Consider the following 14,203-nt stretch of genomic DNA (forward strand, 5'->3'; position numbering starts at 1 on the left):
TAGATGAAGCGCCGAAACCTGCCCCAGATGGTCAGTTTTCTGCAAGCCATCCCGGAATATGCCCGATATCGGGCAGCACGACATCCGCCATTGGGGCGAGATCTTCAGCGGTCGCAAGACCGGTCAGCACTCCAATCGTTGTCATACCCGCAGCGCGCCCAGCCTCCAGATCATGCAGACTGTCACCCACCATCGCGATATTCGATGGATCGATACCTACATGTTCTGAAAATGCCAGCAATTGCCCTGGCCCCGGTTTGAATCCATGGCCGCTGTCATAGCCTGCGACAAAGTCGAAATGATCGCGAATGCCCACCGAGGCCAGATGCTCAAGCGCGGGCATTTCTCCATCATTTGTGGCCAGTCCCAGCTTTTTGCCGCTGTTTCGAAGTTCCTCGAAAAAATCAGTCAATGGCACAGCTGGAATTTGCGGAGCCTGAGCCGATTCCCTGTTCAGCATTCCTACGAGTTCATCCCGCGAAACATCTCCTAGATGCGGCAACAGCACCTCAGCAATCTCATCAACTGTACCTGCAATGACCACACTGTCCTCAGAGTACTGGCTATTGGCGAGATCGAAGCCGATGACCTGCCCCAGTTCAGCGGCTCGGGTCTCGTCACCGTCGGAAAGGCGCAACAGAACAGCGCGACCAAATGCTCCCCAAGTCGCAGCGAAATCAAACAGAGTGCCGTCCTTATCGAACAAGAGGGCGTCAATTGGCATTCCTGGTGCTCCTACAAATGCACTGGGTTCAGGTCCAATGGACGTCTGAACCGCCGGATAACTGCATACGGGCCTGACCGGGAAGATCATATGGCACCGCGTTGGCGTCACAAAAGTCCACGACCCACGAATCGTCAAGCATCAGAAAGTCCAAAACCGAAGACAAAAACTCGGGCTCGCCAGCCCTTTCGCGTAAATCATCGGTCGTCGCACCTGTTGCACCCAGAAAAACCGGAAGCAGTTCTTCGTTGCCGACAAGCCAGCCAAGTACTTTTAGCGCCAGTGTTTCCGCAGATTCGGCAGAGATCGCCATCAACAAGCCTCTGATTGGAGTTTGGAAAGGGTTTATTAACCAGAGTCATAAACACTTTGCTAACGCGTGCAATCAACGGTGAACAATTATGTCCGTGCAGGGAACCATCCTTGTCCTCGACGGGGTATCGACCAATCGTATCATGCTGAAAGTTCAGCTGACAGCAGCGTGGTATCACGTCGTGCAGGGTGAAAAGCTGAATGGTCTTGGACCATTGCTTCGGCGAACACGGCCAGACCTTGTACTGACATCGCAATCACTACCCGACGGTTCAGGCTCTGATGTCAAAAAACTTATGCTCACCGACCCCATGCTCAGGGATGTACCAGTGGTTGCAATCGCCCCACACAACGACAAGGCTGCGCGCCTTCGCGCCCTGTCTGACGGGCTGGATGATGTCCTGGCCTATCCTTTTAAGGACACTCTGCTGCTTGCACGAATTCGCAGCTTCTTGCGTATGCGGGCCGATATGCAGGACTTAAGGATCAAGGATGACCCACAAACTATGGGTCTCGCGGAACCCGCAGCTGCACTGATATCACCACCCTCTGTTGGTCAGATCGGCATAGTGACACAAAGCCACCGCACTAGCACACTTTGGCAACGTGCGTTGGCTACGAAAACACGTCACCAGTTGACCTGCCACACTCAATCAAACCTGAAAGGCATATTGTCAGGTCAGGTTCCTGATGCGATTGTCGTCGAGCTGGGTAACGATACCAACGGCCTGAATGTGCTGGCAGATTTGCGATCCCGCAGTGCGACTCGACACACCGCTTTGATCGGGGTCCTGCCTGAGGAAGATGGTCAATTGGCAGCCGAGGCACTGGACATGGGGGCTGATGCCGTCTGCATGGGCGAGTTCTGTCCCCACGAACTGTCTCTGAGGGTCGATACACTGGTTGCACGCAAGTCCCGGGATGATCAAATGCGCGCGTCGCTTCGAAAAGGACTAGCGGATTCATGGATCGATCCGTTGACCGGTCTGCACAATCGCCGATTTGCGATGTCTGCGATGGCGCAGATAGTTCGGCAATCGGTACAAGCCAAACAAGGGTTTGTGCTTATGTTGGCGGATCTTGATCACTTCAAGGCCATCAACGATCAACACGGTCATTCGGTAGGTGATCTGGTTCTGACCGAAACGGGCAAACGCATTCAGGATGCACTTGGCGAAACCGGATTTGTCGCACGTATCGGTGGCGAAGAGTTCATGATTGGAATTCCTGTCGTGACGAGGCAGGGCGCGATGCGCATGGCCGAAAGGATTTGTGATTGTATCTGTGAAAACCCTTTCCTGTTGCCGGGGCGCACGGCCCCGATCGAGGTTACAATCAGCATAGGCCTGAAGGTCGGCGAACCTCCGTTCCCAACTGTCGCTGAGGATATGGAAACTGTCGAAGACCTGATGCGAAGTGCCGACAAAGCGCTCTATACGGCCAAGAAAGCAGGCCGCAACCAAGTCCGTATGAGACAGAGCGCGGCCTGAACAGTTCATTCTTTCTTCTTATGCCGATGTGGCCCACGTTCTACCACTTCCTGCAGCCTTTCGGCATAAGCAATCCGCTCGTCGTCGCTCATTTCGACAACGCGCGACAACCATTGCTCTTGCAGGGCTTGCTGCAAATCTGCGGTCGATTGCGCCTGCTGCGCCAACAGGACTTGAACTGTATCAGGATCAAAGGGCACAGTGCGCAATGCCTCGCTCAACGCTTCAAAGTCCTGTTTACGAGTGTTGGACCCCTTTTTGTGCAGATATGACAACTCACCTCGCAAAGCCTTGCGATCAGCCCCTGGTAACGCCCTGTAGAGAGCAGGCCCGAATCCTGGAGGCGTTTTTGCATGATCTCCACCGCGGAACCTTAGTGCGGTTCCCAGCACGACGCCCACCACCAACAGATTGAGGGCAAGAGAAACCGTCAGCAAAATGGGCATCCAGCGGCGTTTTGGCTTGGAATTTTCGCTCATTCCGCATCCTCCAAATAGGCTGTATCCAGACCAAGATCAGCGACCAGATAAGCTGTTTCCTGCGAGATCAGGTAATTTGCAGGATCAGGCAGAAATGACGGTGCTGAAAAGCCGATCCAAACACCAGCAGCACAGGCTGCAACCAGTCCGCCCATCCCTTGCCATCCACCTACGTTGTCAAACAGGTGCCACCATGATCTGCGTTTCGCCTCGGTTGGCGGCGCAAGCCGGCCCAACCGTACGGACTCGGCGTCTGTCATCATCCGAACAGCCAAATCATCAGGCAGCTGCGAACGCTCCTGTCGCGCCTGGGCGAACAAACGATCCAGTTCTGTATCATCGTCAGTCATTGTCATACCCCAGTTCATCTCGACGCCCGGCCAGTATTGCAGCCAGAGACCGTTTTCCACGCGCGGTGAGGCTCTCGACCGCTTCTACGGAAATGTCCATGATCCCAGCAATTTCGGGGTTAGACAATTCCTCGATATGCCTGAGGACCACGGCTTCCCTCTGCCGTTCAGGCAATTGCGACAAGGCGGTCTGCAATGCATCTTTCCGCGCCTCATCCTGCATCTTTTCAACCACGCTTGCTGAGCCATCCTCTGGTTCAGCAACTTCATTCAAAGCGGCGTGGGTCTTTTTACGCCGAAGGTCCACACACAGGTTCAACGTAACCCGATACAGCCAGGTCGAGACCTTTGCCTGACCCGGAACCCAGTCTGGCGCCATCTGCCAAAGGCGCATCATTGCCTCTTGCGCCACATCCTCGGCCTCAGCCTGATTGCTCAGCATCCTTAGCGCGACCGAGAAACTGCGTGGTCCAAGCCGGTCCGTCAGCAAACGGGCAGCACCAGCATCACCATCAGCAAATTGCCTCAGCAACATATCGTCGCTGAGTTCGGTCGCGGCGAACTGGTCGCCGCGAACCTCGTGCGGTGAGGAAGTCAGATCCTCCATCCTGCATCAGTTGCTGTCTGAATCCGCATTATCACGCTTCTTCTTGTGCCGACCCATCTTGTCTTTTGCATCGGCGAATTCCTGTTCCGAGATCGATCCGTTGCCATCTGCGTCGATCCGGTCAAACATCTTGCCGGCGCGGCGCGGTTTCGGCAGCTCGTCTTCGCTCAGGTAACCATCGCTGTTGGCATCATGCTTTTCAAACATCTTTGTCACGCGGTCACTGGCTTTTTTCTGGGCAGCCGCCTGCATCTCCTCGACACTCAGCTGACCGTCACCGTTGGTGTCAGCATTGGTGAATCTCTGGGTGCGATGCGCCTGCATTTCTTCTTTGGTCACTTGACCATCACCGTTGGCATCAAGCTGCTGGAAAGTGACCGGCTCGCGATCGCCTTGTCCTTTCGCCAGGGCTGTTGTGCCCGTGATAGCAACTGCAGACAGAACGATAGCGGACATAAACGTTGCACTTTTCATAACATTCTTCCCTTTTTTGGCGGCCCAGTGCCGCTGCTCATACCTATTCAAACGCAGCATCAGTGAATTTCCGTCGCCACCAGAGAGAATTTTTTGTAGATTTGTGTGAGAGCGCGTGTTGCAGTCCGCCCGCCGCAAAGCGACGCACCCCCCTTTTATACAGCCCAAAACAATAGCAGTATCAGCCCAATTCGAATGCGCGAGTATCAAGATGACAGATCAGACTATCGAAACCATTACGGAAGACGAACGTCCGACATGGCCAGCTGTAGTTAAAGGCTTCAAATGCCGTTGCCCCAATTGCGGTAAGGGTAAGCTTTTGCACAGCTATCTGAAAGTAAACGACAATTGCTCTAACTGCGGTCAGGAATTGTTCCATCATCGCGCCGATGACGGACCGGCCTATTTGACCATCCTGATCGTGGGTCACTTGCTGGCGCCAGCGCTGCATGTCTCATATGTGCACTGGCGACCTGATCCTTTGACGATGGCCCTGATGTTCTCGGTTGGCTGCGTCGCACTGTCGCTGTACCTTCTGCCGAGGCTAAAGGGAGTCGTCGTTGCCTATCAGTGGGCACGCCGGATGCACGGTTTCGATAAAACCGACTGATCCCTTCCACCAGAGCGGAGGGGACATGACCATCGACAAAACCGCAATTCGCAATGCCGCGACTGTAATCGTTCTGCGCAACCGCCAGAGCGACCCAGCAATCCTGATGGGGCAGCGCGGCGCCTCTGCGGCCTTTATGCCGAACAAGTTTGTGTTCCCTGGCGGTGCCGTTGACCCTGCAGATGCCGAAGTTCCTTTGGCCACTGCCCTACCCGACATTTGTCATCAACGACTGGCTGAGAAATCACCGGAAGGATTGCAGAACGCTTTGGCAGCAGCTGCAATTCGCGAACTATGGGAGGAAACCGGATTGGTGCTGGGACAACCGGGCCAATGGTCAGGTGCCCTGCCGGCCGATTGGCAGTCTTTCGCAGACATGGGGTTTGTTCCTTCCGCTGAAGGTTTGCAATTCGTATTCCGTGCGGTCACACCACCGGGACGACCACGCCGCTTTGATGCGCGGTTCTTTCTAGTAGATGCCGAAGCCATTCAGGGCGATCTGGACGATTTCACCCATGCGTCGGACGAACTGTCCCATCTGCAATGGATCAAACTGCACGAGGCGCGCAACTTCGATCTGCCTTTCATCACCGAGGTTGTTCTGGCCGAAGTTGCCGCGCGTGCTGCAGATCGCACCCCGCCGGAGACGGTTCCGTTCTTTTTGAACAACGAAGAGGCGAGCCTGTTTCTACAGCTCAAAGGCTACCCGATGCCTGAGACCGGATAGCCGGGATGGTCGTTTAGCGCATCCTGCTGATAACGACGGTCACCTCGGGCTTTTTGCCGATTTCCACCTGCGCACTTTGGCGGGCAATTCGGCGCAAGCCTTCCTCCAGCTTATCGTCATCGCGCAGAGTTTTTGCCTCTGCCCGCATCAGGAACTGATTCAGATCTTCTTCCAGCACTTCGATCAACGCTGCGCGCGAGGTACCTGTTTCAGGCAGTCCCATCGTGTCGCACCACGGCTCGCCCAGTGGTTCGTCTTCTTCATCCAGAATGACAGTGATCGTCACATGCCCGTTCAGCGCCATCCGAATGCGGTCGCGCACGACACCATCCAGCGCACCAATTTTGACGGTGCCGTCCAAGTAGGTCCGACCCGTTTCAATATAATCAACGACTTGTGGCGCGTTGCCGGTCAGATCCAGCATCGTACCATTAACCGCCAAAATACCTGTTCGACCTGCAGCCTCGGCCAACTTGGCGTGTTCGCGCAGATGGCGATGTTCGCCATGCATCGGTATCACCATCTGAGGGTCTACAAGAGCATGAACCTTTTCTAGGTCCGGACGGTTGGCGTGACCGGAAACGTGATAGAGACCCGAACTGTCATCTACGACATCCACGCCCTTCTCGCTTAACTGGTTCATGATACGGATCACACCGCGTTCATTTCCGGGGATCGTTTTGGAAGAGAACAGGAAAAGGTCACCATCCTTGACCTCAAGCCCGCGATACTTTCCACGTGCCAACTGCGCGCTCGCGGCACGGCGTTCGCCCTGACTGCCGGTCACGATCAACATCAAGTTTTGACGCGGCAAATCCAGCGCCTCTTCCGCACTGATCACACGCGGAAAATCCGTCAGAATGCCTGTCTCAGTAGCTGCCTCAATCATACGACGCATAGCGCGCCCTAACAGCACCACCGAGCGGCCGGCCTTTGCCCCCGCCTCTGCCAGAGTTTTCACACGCGCGACGTTTGATGCAAAGGTGGTCGCAATGACCATGCCTTCGGCCTCTTCAACCAACCTTGTGATTTCGGGTCCGACATCGGATTCCGAGCGTCCCGGATGTTTTGAGAAGACGTTCGTGCTGTCGCAAACCAATGCCTTAACACCAGATTTTGCTACTTCGGACCACAGATCCGGGTCAATAGGCTCGCCCACAATCGGGTCAGCGTCCAGCTTGAAGTCCCCCGTGTGCACAACCCGGCCGCTTGGGGTGTCGATCACCAGCCCGGCACTTTCAGGGATCGAGTGCGAAACAGGCAGGAAACCAACTGTGAACGGCCCTGCCACGATCTGCTCTGGCCAAGATGATGCTGTACGAACGGCTTCGATCGGATGGCCATGTTCATCCATTTTTCGGCGTGCGATATTCGCCGTGAATGCGCGCGCGTAAATCGGTGCCCCAAGCGCCTCATAGCAATGCGCTACGGCACCAATATGATCCTCATGTGCGTGAGTGATAAAAATTGCCTCCAGACGATCGGCCCGCTCTTTCAGCCAGCTGATGTCCGCAAAGATGAGATCTACCCCCGGCGAGGTATCCATGTCGGGGAATGCCACCCCGAGATCCACAAGGATCAAACGCTCCTGCCCCGGTTTGCCATAGCCATAAACGTAGGCGTTCATGCCAATTTCGCCTGCGCCGCCCAGCGGCAGGTAGATCAGTCGTTCGCTGCTCATGTCGAGCCATTATCCTTGTTATAGCGATGTATCACGGTAAGACCGTGCATCGTCAGATCATCTTCGATTGCGTCGAACCCCACGTCGGCCTGATCGAACAAAGGCGCTAGCCCACCGGTTCCAACGACTTTCATCGGCATTCCATATTCAGCCTTGATGCGGGAAATCAGCCCCTCGATCAGCCCGGAATAGCCCCAATACACGCCGGACTGGATGCAGCCAACCGTATTTGTGCCAATCACTTTTTCCGGCCGGGTGATGTCGATATGGGGCAACGCAGCGGCCCCCTGGTGCAGCGCCTCAAGGCTCAGGTTCACACCCGGTGCGATGATGCCACCAACATACGCCCCATCCGCCGCAACAACGTCGAAATTCGTGGCGGTTCCAAAGTCAACCACGACGACATTGCCACCATGGCGATCAAACGCACCGGCGGCATTTGCCAAGCGATCCGGGCCGGGCACTGTCCCTTCGTCGATACGGGGATTCACGGGCAACAGACATTCAGGTTTACCGACCACCAGAGGTCGACAACCAAAGAAACGATCCGCGAAAACGCGCAGGTTGAACACAACACGCGGTACGGTCGAGGCAATGATCACATCAGTGATATCCGCTTCGATCCCATAGTGTTTGACCAGCGTCGAGTACCACGTGAAATAGGCATCGGCAGTACGCGCGTGGTGCGTCGAGGTACGCAGGGTGCACAGGAATGTCTCGCCGTCCCAGATCGAGAAAACGGTATTGGTGTTGCCGCAATCGATTGCCAGAAGCATCTGCGCCCCTTTCAGAAAAACACATCCGCCGCGGGAATGCTGACGCGGCCTTTGGCGGTGTTTAGGACAAGGTTGCCCCCTGCGTCCACCGTTTCAAAGGTCCCGACCGTTTCCGACGCTGCGGTACGCGCGGTGATGACCTCCCCCAACCGTGCCGCCCGCGAGAGCCAGGCAGTCCGTATTGGTTCGAAACCATAGGTGACAAACTGCGTCTCATACCGGGCATAAGCAGCCGCAAGTTCCGTCAAAAAGTCCTCGGGCGTGACATGCGCACCGGTTTCCGACAGTAGTGAGACCGGGCGGACAGCCCCAACCTCGACCATGTCCGCACCCGGGGCTTCGGCCAGATTAACCCCGATCCCGATCGACAAATGTGAGACGCCTCGCCCCTGCCCGGTGCTTTCCAGCAGAATTCCTGCCAGCTTGCCACCATTCAGCAGGACATCATTCGGCCATTTCAACGACAGACCACTAGCGCGACCTGTCACAGCGACGCATGCATCAAACAACGCAAGTGCAGCAACGAAGCTGCGAAGGGCAGCCTGCTCGGGGTTGCCCTGTGGACGTAGCAGCAATGTTGCAGCCAGGTTTCCCTTGGGGTTGGCCCAGGCCCGTCCCCGCCGACCACGCGCCGCCGTCTGGTGATGGGCCATGATCCAGACTGGCCCCTGCGCCGTGGGCGCAATGCGCGCAGCCTCGTTCAGGGTGCTGTCCACCTCCTGCACGACGTGCAGTCCATATCCACTTGGCCAGTCGTTCACGTCAAAAAGGCCCGGTCCATTGACCGAGCCCCCTTTTGCTTGAGTTGGGTCGTTTTAGTTGACAAGTGTGACCGCCGCAGCCGCAGCTGCCCCTTCGATACCGAACTGATAGAATACACCGATCAACATCAGCGCTGCTGATCCCATCAGAGCGACCCACAGGACCGGAGAAGGATTGGTCTCGATCGGGTCTTCGTTTTCAGCACCGAAGTACATGTAGAAAACGATCCGCAAATAGTAGAACGCACCGATGACCGAAGAAATTGCAGAAACGATAACCAATCCGGTCAGACCAGCATCGATACCCGCCTGCCAGACACCGAACTTGGCGAAAAAGCCCAGCATCGGCGGAACACCGGCGAGGCTGAACATCAGGATTAGAACCGCCAGAGCCTTGCCCGGATCGCGTTTCGCGAACTGGCGCAGCGCGTCGATATCCGTCACCGGCTTCCCGTCTCGTTCCATCATCAGGATGAAGGCAAACGTACCGATGTTCATCGTGACGTAAATCGCCAGATACATCAGCATGGCCTTGATCCCTAGCTCGGTTCCTGCAGCAAGACCGATCAGGGCGTATCCCATATGTGCAATCGACGAGAAAGCCATCAGCCGCTTGATGTCCCGCTGCCCAATCGCGGCAACGGCGCCAAGCAGCATCGACAACACAGACAACAGCACAATCACCTGCTGCCAGTCCTGCACCACGCCTCCAAAGGCGTCATGCAGCAAACGCGCAAACAGGGCCATTGCTGCCACTTTGGGTGCTGTCGCAAAGAAAGCGGTGATCGGCGTTGGCGATCCCTCATACACATCCGGTGTCCACATGTGGAACGGAACAGCCGAAACTTTGAAGGCCAAGCCCGAAATCAGGAAGATCAACCCGAACAGCAGCCCCAACGACACTTCGCCGTGATGAACCGTCTGGACGATGCCCGAAAACAGGGTGGTGCCGGTGAAACCATATACCAGCGACGCACCATACAGCAGCAGACCCGAGCTGAGTGCGCCCAGCACAAAATACTTCAGGCCCGCTTCGGTCGACTTCGCGCTATCGCGCCGCAATGCTGCCACAACGTAGAGCGACAGCGATTGCAGCTCCAGCCCCATGTAGAGCGACATCAGATCACCTGCGCTGACCATCATCATCATGCCAACGGCTGCAAGTGCCACAAGCAACGGATACTCAAAGCGCAGCAGATCGCGGCGGGTCATGTAGTCTTGGCTCATCACCAGAACCGCCGCAGCAGAGAGCAGGATCGCCACTTTCGCAAACCGGGCGAACCCATCATCGACGAACATGCCGTTGAAAGCTACACGTGTACCGGCACCATTTGTCACGATCCAGAAGGACAACAGCGCCATAAGGCCCGCCGTCGTCCAGACCAGCACAGGCGCCAGCGCATCCTTGGTTGTATAGACAGCCCCAAGCAGCGCCACCATCGCATAGATCGCCAGAACAATCTCCGGCAGGATTACATTCAGATCAGCTTGGATCATGTCTCCAAAGCTCCCTTAGTGCGAGGCGACCTGGGTCGCAGCCTCAGCCGCGGCCAGAGCCGTGTCATAGTTCGAAATCAGCGCTGCGGTAGAGTTCCCGATCACATCCGTAACCAGAGATGGATATACCCCAAGCAAAATGGTCATCAGGATCAGCGGCGCGAAGATCAGCCGCTCACGCGAACTCATATCGGTGATCGACTTGAGGCTTTCCTTGATCAGATCGCCAAAGACCACCCGCCGATAAAGCCACAGCGCATATGCTGCCGAGAAAATAACACCCGTTGCCGCGACTGCGGTCACCCAGGTGTTAACCTGGAACGTGCCCATCAACGTCAGGAATTCGCCAATGAACCCGCTGGTGCCCGGCAAGCCAACATTGGCCATGGTGAAAAGCATAAAGACCAGCGCATAGGCGGGCATCCGGATCACCAGACCGCCATAAGCCTCGATATCGCGCGTGTGCATCCGGTCATAGATCACACCGACACAAAGGAAGAGCGCGGCTGAGATGAAACCGTGGCTGAGCATCTGGAAGATTGCACCATCGATACCCTGCTGATTGGCTGCAAAAATACCCATGGTCACAAAACCCATATGCGCGACCGAGGAGTAGGCAATCAGCTTTTTCATATCCTCCTGCACCAGCGCGACAAGTGAGGTGTAGACCACGGCGATTGCCGACATCCACAGCACGACATCTGTCATGACCGCCGATCCCACCGGGAACATCGGCAGGCTGAACCGCAGGAAACCATAGCCCCCCATTTTCAGCAGGATTGCCGCCAGTACGACCGACCCGGCGGTTGGCGCCTGCACGTGGGCATCCGGCAACCAAGTGTGAACCGGCCACATCGGCATTTTCACCGCAAAGCTGGCAAAGAAGGCGAGGAACATCAGGGTTTGCAGGCCACCTACCACATAGATGCCCATCACACTGAAGCCTTCGGACGAGAACTGATGGTGCATCAACGCCTCGATATCCGTGGTACCCGCATCCGAGTACATCGCAACCATCGCCACCAGCATCAGTACCGAGCCGAGGAAGGTGTAGAGGAAGAACTTGAAGCTGGCATAGATACGATCTTTGCCACCCCAGATACCGATGATCAGGAACATCGGGATCAGACCTGCCTCGAAGAACAGGTAGAACAGCACCAGATCAAGCGCCATGAATACGCCCAGCATCAGCGTTTCAAGCAGCAGGAAGGCGATCATGTACTCTTTGACGCGATCGGTCACTTCCCAGCTGGCCAGAATGGTCAATGGCATGATGAAGGTGGTCAGCAGTACGAACAGGACGCTGATACCATCCACACCCATCTTGTATTTCAGCCCCATCAGCCACTGGCCTTCTTCCACCATCTGGAAGCCAGTGTTGGAGGGGTCAAAGTCCGTATAGATCCCAATCGAGACCAGGAAAGTCACTGTCGTCGCCAGCAACGCGATCCACTTGGCGTTTTTCTGCGCCGCCTCGTCATCCCCATGCAGGAACAACGCCATAAGAGCTGCCGCAATGGCGGGGATGAACGTAACAATGGAGAGGATGTTATCCATTAGTGTGCGCCTCCGCCGATCGACATCCAGGTGACAAGGGCTGCGATGCCCAGAACCATCCAGAAGGCGTAAGTAAAGATGTACCCGGTCTGCGCCTTGCCAGCGAGACGGGTAAAGAAGGGAACAACCCCCATTGCTACTCCATTCAGGAAGCCATCGATCACGTTGCCATCGCCGCGCTTCCACAGGAAACGGCCCAACGCAACGGTTGGTTTGACAAAGACCGCATCGTAGATTTCGTCAAAATACCACTTGTTCAGCAGGAACAGGTACAGCGGACGCTGGTTTGCAGCCAGACGCGCGGGCAACGCTGTATTCTTGATGTAGAACCAGTAAGCGATGACAAAGCCCAGCAGCATCGCGGCAAACGGCGAAACCTTTACCCATTTCGGGGCCGCATGCGCGTCGTCCAGCACATGGTTGTCAGGAGCGATATAGATCGCGCCCTCGCCCGGCTCACCAGCGAATACGTAGTGGTGATAGCCCTCTTTCGCATCCTTGTCGCCATGCGCAGCGTCAACGGCATGGCTATCATCTGCATGCGCGGTGTCGGCATGTGCCGCTTCGTCACCGTGCCCTTCGGCCTTGCCATGATCACCGGCTTCGGCATGTTCTGACGCTTCGGCAACCGGAATGCCGTAGAACTTACCAACCTTGTCTGCGTGACCAAAGAAGTTGCTGTACCAGATCATGCCGGCGAAAACCGCACCCAGAGACAGCACGCCCAAAGGCACCAGCATAACCATCGGGCTTTCATGCGCGTGGTCATGGGTGTGCTTGTCTCCACGCGGCTCACCATAAAACGTCAGGAAGATCAGACGCCAGCTGTAGAACGAGGTGAACGCAGCCGCGATCACCAACAGCCAGAAGCCATAAGCCGAACCACCTGCATATGCGCTCTCGATGATCGCATCTTTGGACAGGAACCCGGCAAACCCGATTGTCGTTAGCGGAATGCCGACGCCAGTGATCGCGAGTGTCCCGATCATCATGGCCCAGAAGGTATAAGGAATCTTTTTCCGCAACCCGCCATATTCGGTCATCTCCTGCTCGTGATGCATCGCGTGGATTACCGAACCGGCGCCAAGGAACAACAACGCCTTAAAGAAGGCGTGGGTGAACAGGTGGAACATGGCGGCCGAATACATGCCGACGCCAGCCGCAACAAACATGTAGCCCAACTGCGAACAGGTCGAGTAGGCAATCACGCGTTTGATGTCGGTCTGAACCAGCCCCACGGTTGCCGCAAAGAATGCGGTAGTCGCGCCCAGTACGGTCACGAAACCAGCCGCGCCCGGTGCGAACTCGAACAACGGAGACATCCGGCAAACAAGGAACACACCCGCAGTAACCATGGTCGCAGCGTGGATCAGCGCCGATACAGGCGTCGGGCCTTCCATCGCGTCCGGCAACCATGTGTGCAGGATCAACTGCGCAGATTTACCCATCGCGCCGATGAACAGCAGGACGCAGATCACCTCAATCGCGGTCCACTCTCCCCAAAGGAAGTGCAACTTCTCTTCTGCAAGTGCAGGCGCTGATGCAAAGATGTCCGAGAAGTTGATGCTGTCCGTCAGGAAGAACAGCGCGAAAATCCCCAGCGCAAAGCCAAAGTCGCCGACCCGGTTGACGACAAACGCCTTGATTGCGGCCGCGTTTGCAGATGGTTTGCGATAGTAGAACCCGATCAGCAGATAAGACGCGACGCCGACGCCTTCCCAGCCAAAGAACATCTGAACCAAATTATCCGCCGTCACCAGCATCAGCATCGCGAAGGTGAAGAAGGACAGATAGGCGAAGAAACGCGGCTTATAGCTCTCGCCCTCGCGCCATTGCGGGTCGTGATCCATGTAGCCGAAGGAGTAGAGGTGCACGAGCGCGGAAACGGTGGTCACCACGATCAGCATGATCGCGGTCAGGCGATCCAGACGAACGGCCCAGCTTGTCGACAGCGATCCACTCTCGATCCAGCGCATGATTTCGATCTGTTGGGTCACGCCGTCGAAGGTAAAGAACACGATCCACGACAGCAGACAAGCCAGAAACAGCAGACCTGTCGCGGTCCACATGGCGGCTTTCTCGCCAATGAACTTCCAGCCGAACCCGCAGAGCAGCGCGCCCACCAGCGGGGCAAAGAGGATGGTGGTTTCCATGTTCC

At 56.2% G+C, this 14,203-nt stretch carries 15 protein-coding genes; 3 read left to right on the forward strand and 12 right to left on the reverse strand.

Annotated features, from left to right (window positions below; translation table 11 throughout):
* Positions 1–31: 31 nt before the first annotated feature.
* Both ACR0IO_RS01990 and ACR0IO_RS01995 read right to left on the reverse strand, forming a co-directional pair.
* Positions 32–724: an HAD family hydrolase gene (locus ACR0IO_RS01990; RefSeq protein ID WP_480739079.1), complete on the reverse strand. Its 693-nt coding sequence runs from the start codon at positions 722–724 to the stop codon at positions 32–34.
* 28 nt (positions 725–752) lie between these two features.
* The gene (locus ACR0IO_RS01995; protein WP_170332717.1) at positions 753–1,037 is read right to left on the reverse strand and encodes a DUF3572 domain-containing protein; all 285 of its coding nucleotides are present in this window, start codon (positions 1,035–1,037) and stop codon (positions 753–755) included.
* Between the two features lie 88 nt (positions 1,038–1,125).
* On the opposite strand from ACR0IO_RS01995, the gene ACR0IO_RS02000 reads away from it, so the two are divergent.
* Entirely contained in the window at positions 1,126–2,526 is a 1,401-nt protein-coding gene (locus tag ACR0IO_RS02000) for a diguanylate cyclase domain-containing protein (RefSeq protein WP_480739081.1), read from the forward strand.
* A 5-nt stretch (positions 2,527–2,531) separates the two neighbouring features.
* Here the strand turns inward: ACR0IO_RS02000 and ACR0IO_RS02005 are convergent, their stop codons facing one another.
* Genes ACR0IO_RS02005 through ACR0IO_RS02020 form a run of 4 tightly spaced genes read right to left on the reverse strand, consistent with a single transcriptional unit; the run spans position 2,532 to position 4,646 of the window.
* Positions 2,532–3,005, reverse strand: a complete 474-nt coding sequence (locus ACR0IO_RS02005; protein ID WP_480739083.1) for a periplasmic heavy metal sensor — start codon at positions 3,003–3,005, stop codon at positions 2,532–2,534.
* Complete coding sequence (locus tag ACR0IO_RS02010) at positions 3,002–3,355, reverse strand: hypothetical protein (protein ID WP_480739085.1); 354 nt, start codon at positions 3,353–3,355, stop codon at positions 3,002–3,004. The genes ACR0IO_RS02005 and ACR0IO_RS02010 overlap by 4 nt, the downstream gene beginning before the upstream one ends.
* Positions 3,348–3,962 (reverse strand): RNA polymerase sigma factor, encoded by a 615-nt coding sequence (locus ACR0IO_RS02015; RefSeq protein ID WP_155147545.1) that lies wholly within the window; start codon positions 3,960–3,962, stop codon positions 3,348–3,350. Before ACR0IO_RS02015 ends, ACR0IO_RS02010 begins: the two co-directional genes overlap by 8 nt.
* Before the next feature lie 6 nt (positions 3,963–3,968).
* The gene (locus ACR0IO_RS02020; protein ID WP_480739087.1) at positions 3,969–4,646 is read right to left on the reverse strand and encodes an EF-hand domain-containing protein; all 678 of its coding nucleotides are present in this window, start codon (positions 4,644–4,646) and stop codon (positions 3,969–3,971) included.
* 1 nt (position 4,647) lies between these two features.
* On the opposite strand from ACR0IO_RS02020, the gene ACR0IO_RS02025 reads away from it, so the two are divergent.
* Entirely contained in the window at positions 4,648–5,046 is a 399-nt protein-coding gene (locus ACR0IO_RS02025; protein WP_155147542.1) for a DUF983 domain-containing protein, read from the forward strand.
* Positions 5,047–5,071: 25 nt separating this feature from the next.
* Positions 5,072–5,773: an NUDIX hydrolase gene (locus ACR0IO_RS02030; RefSeq protein WP_155147540.1), complete on the forward strand. Its 702-nt coding sequence runs from the start codon at positions 5,072–5,074 to the stop codon at positions 5,771–5,773.
* A 13-nt stretch (positions 5,774–5,786) separates the two neighbouring features.
* Here ACR0IO_RS02030 and ACR0IO_RS02035 read toward each other — a convergent pair whose 3' ends face one another.
* From ACR0IO_RS02035 to nuoL, 6 genes are read right to left on the reverse strand one after another with little or no spacing between them, the layout of a single operon-like run.
* Complete coding sequence (locus ACR0IO_RS02035) at positions 5,787–7,454, reverse strand: ribonuclease J (RefSeq protein WP_480739092.1); 1,668 nt, start codon at positions 7,452–7,454, stop codon at positions 5,787–5,789.
* Positions 7,451–8,230, reverse strand: coding sequence for a type III pantothenate kinase (locus ACR0IO_RS02040; RefSeq protein ID WP_155147537.1), 780 nt, complete (start codon positions 8,228–8,230; stop codon positions 7,451–7,453). The genes ACR0IO_RS02035 and ACR0IO_RS02040 overlap by 4 nt, the downstream gene beginning before the upstream one ends.
* A gap of 11 nt (positions 8,231–8,241) precedes the next feature.
* Positions 8,242–8,991 carry a biotin--[acetyl-CoA-carboxylase] ligase gene (locus tag ACR0IO_RS02045; protein ID WP_480739094.1) on the reverse strand — a complete coding sequence of 250 codons (750 nt, stop codon included), beginning with the start codon at positions 8,989–8,991 and terminating at the stop codon, positions 8,242–8,244.
* Between the two features lie 54 nt (positions 8,992–9,045).
* Positions 9,046–10,488: an NADH-quinone oxidoreductase subunit NuoN gene (gene nuoN / locus ACR0IO_RS02050; protein ID WP_155147535.1), complete on the reverse strand. Its 1,443-nt coding sequence runs from the start codon at positions 10,486–10,488 to the stop codon at positions 9,046–9,048.
* A gap of 15 nt (positions 10,489–10,503) precedes the next feature.
* Positions 10,504–12,045, reverse strand: a complete 1,542-nt coding sequence (locus ACR0IO_RS02055) for an NADH-quinone oxidoreductase subunit M (protein ID WP_480739097.1) — start codon at positions 12,043–12,045, stop codon at positions 10,504–10,506.
* Positions 12,045–14,198, reverse strand: a complete 2,154-nt coding sequence (gene nuoL, locus ACR0IO_RS02060; RefSeq protein ID WP_480739099.1) for an NADH-quinone oxidoreductase subunit L — start codon at positions 14,196–14,198, stop codon at positions 12,045–12,047. Before nuoL ends, ACR0IO_RS02055 begins: the two co-directional genes overlap by 1 nt.
* Positions 14,199–14,203: the final 5 nt, after the last annotated feature.

This window comes from Ruegeria sp. CE12, assembly GCF_056537525.1.

Coding starts and splice junctions, on each gene's coding strand:
- ACR0IO_RS02035 (WP_480739092.1), bottom strand. CDS start 7,454: ATGAGCAGCGAACGACTGATCTACCTGCCGCTGGGCGGCGCAGGCGAA.
- ACR0IO_RS02025 (WP_155147542.1), top strand. CDS start 4,648: ATGACAGATCAGACTATCGAAACCATTACGGAAGACGAACGTCCGACA.
- ACR0IO_RS01990 (WP_480739079.1), bottom strand. CDS start 724: ATGCCAATTGACGCCCTCTTGTTCGATAAGGACGGCACTCTGTTTGAT.
- ACR0IO_RS02040 (WP_155147537.1), bottom strand. CDS start 8,230: ATGCTTCTGGCAATCGATTGCGGCAACACCAATACCGTTTTCTCGATC.
- nuoL (WP_480739099.1), bottom strand. CDS start 14,198: ATGGAAACCACCATCCTCTTTGCCCCGCTGGTGGGCGCGCTGCTCTGC.
- ACR0IO_RS02015 (WP_155147545.1), bottom strand. CDS start 3,962: ATGGAGGATCTGACTTCCTCACCGCACGAGGTTCGCGGCGACCAGTTC.
- ACR0IO_RS02030 (WP_155147540.1), top strand. CDS start 5,072: ATGACCATCGACAAAACCGCAATTCGCAATGCCGCGACTGTAATCGTT.
- ACR0IO_RS02000 (WP_480739081.1), top strand. CDS start 1,126: ATGTCCGTGCAGGGAACCATCCTTGTCCTCGACGGGGTATCGACCAAT.
- ACR0IO_RS02010 (WP_480739085.1), bottom strand. CDS start 3,355: ATGACTGACGATGATACAGAACTGGATCGTTTGTTCGCCCAGGCGCGA.
- ACR0IO_RS02005 (WP_480739083.1), bottom strand. CDS start 3,005: ATGAGCGAAAATTCCAAGCCAAAACGCCGCTGGATGCCCATTTTGCTG.
- ACR0IO_RS02055 (WP_480739097.1), bottom strand. CDS start 12,045: ATGGATAACATCCTCTCCATTGTTACGTTCATCCCCGCCATTGCGGCA.
- nuoN (WP_155147535.1), bottom strand. CDS start 10,488: ATGATCCAAGCTGATCTGAATGTAATCCTGCCGGAGATTGTTCTGGCG.
- ACR0IO_RS01995 (WP_170332717.1), bottom strand. CDS start 1,037: ATGGCGATCTCTGCCGAATCTGCGGAAACACTGGCGCTAAAAGTACTT.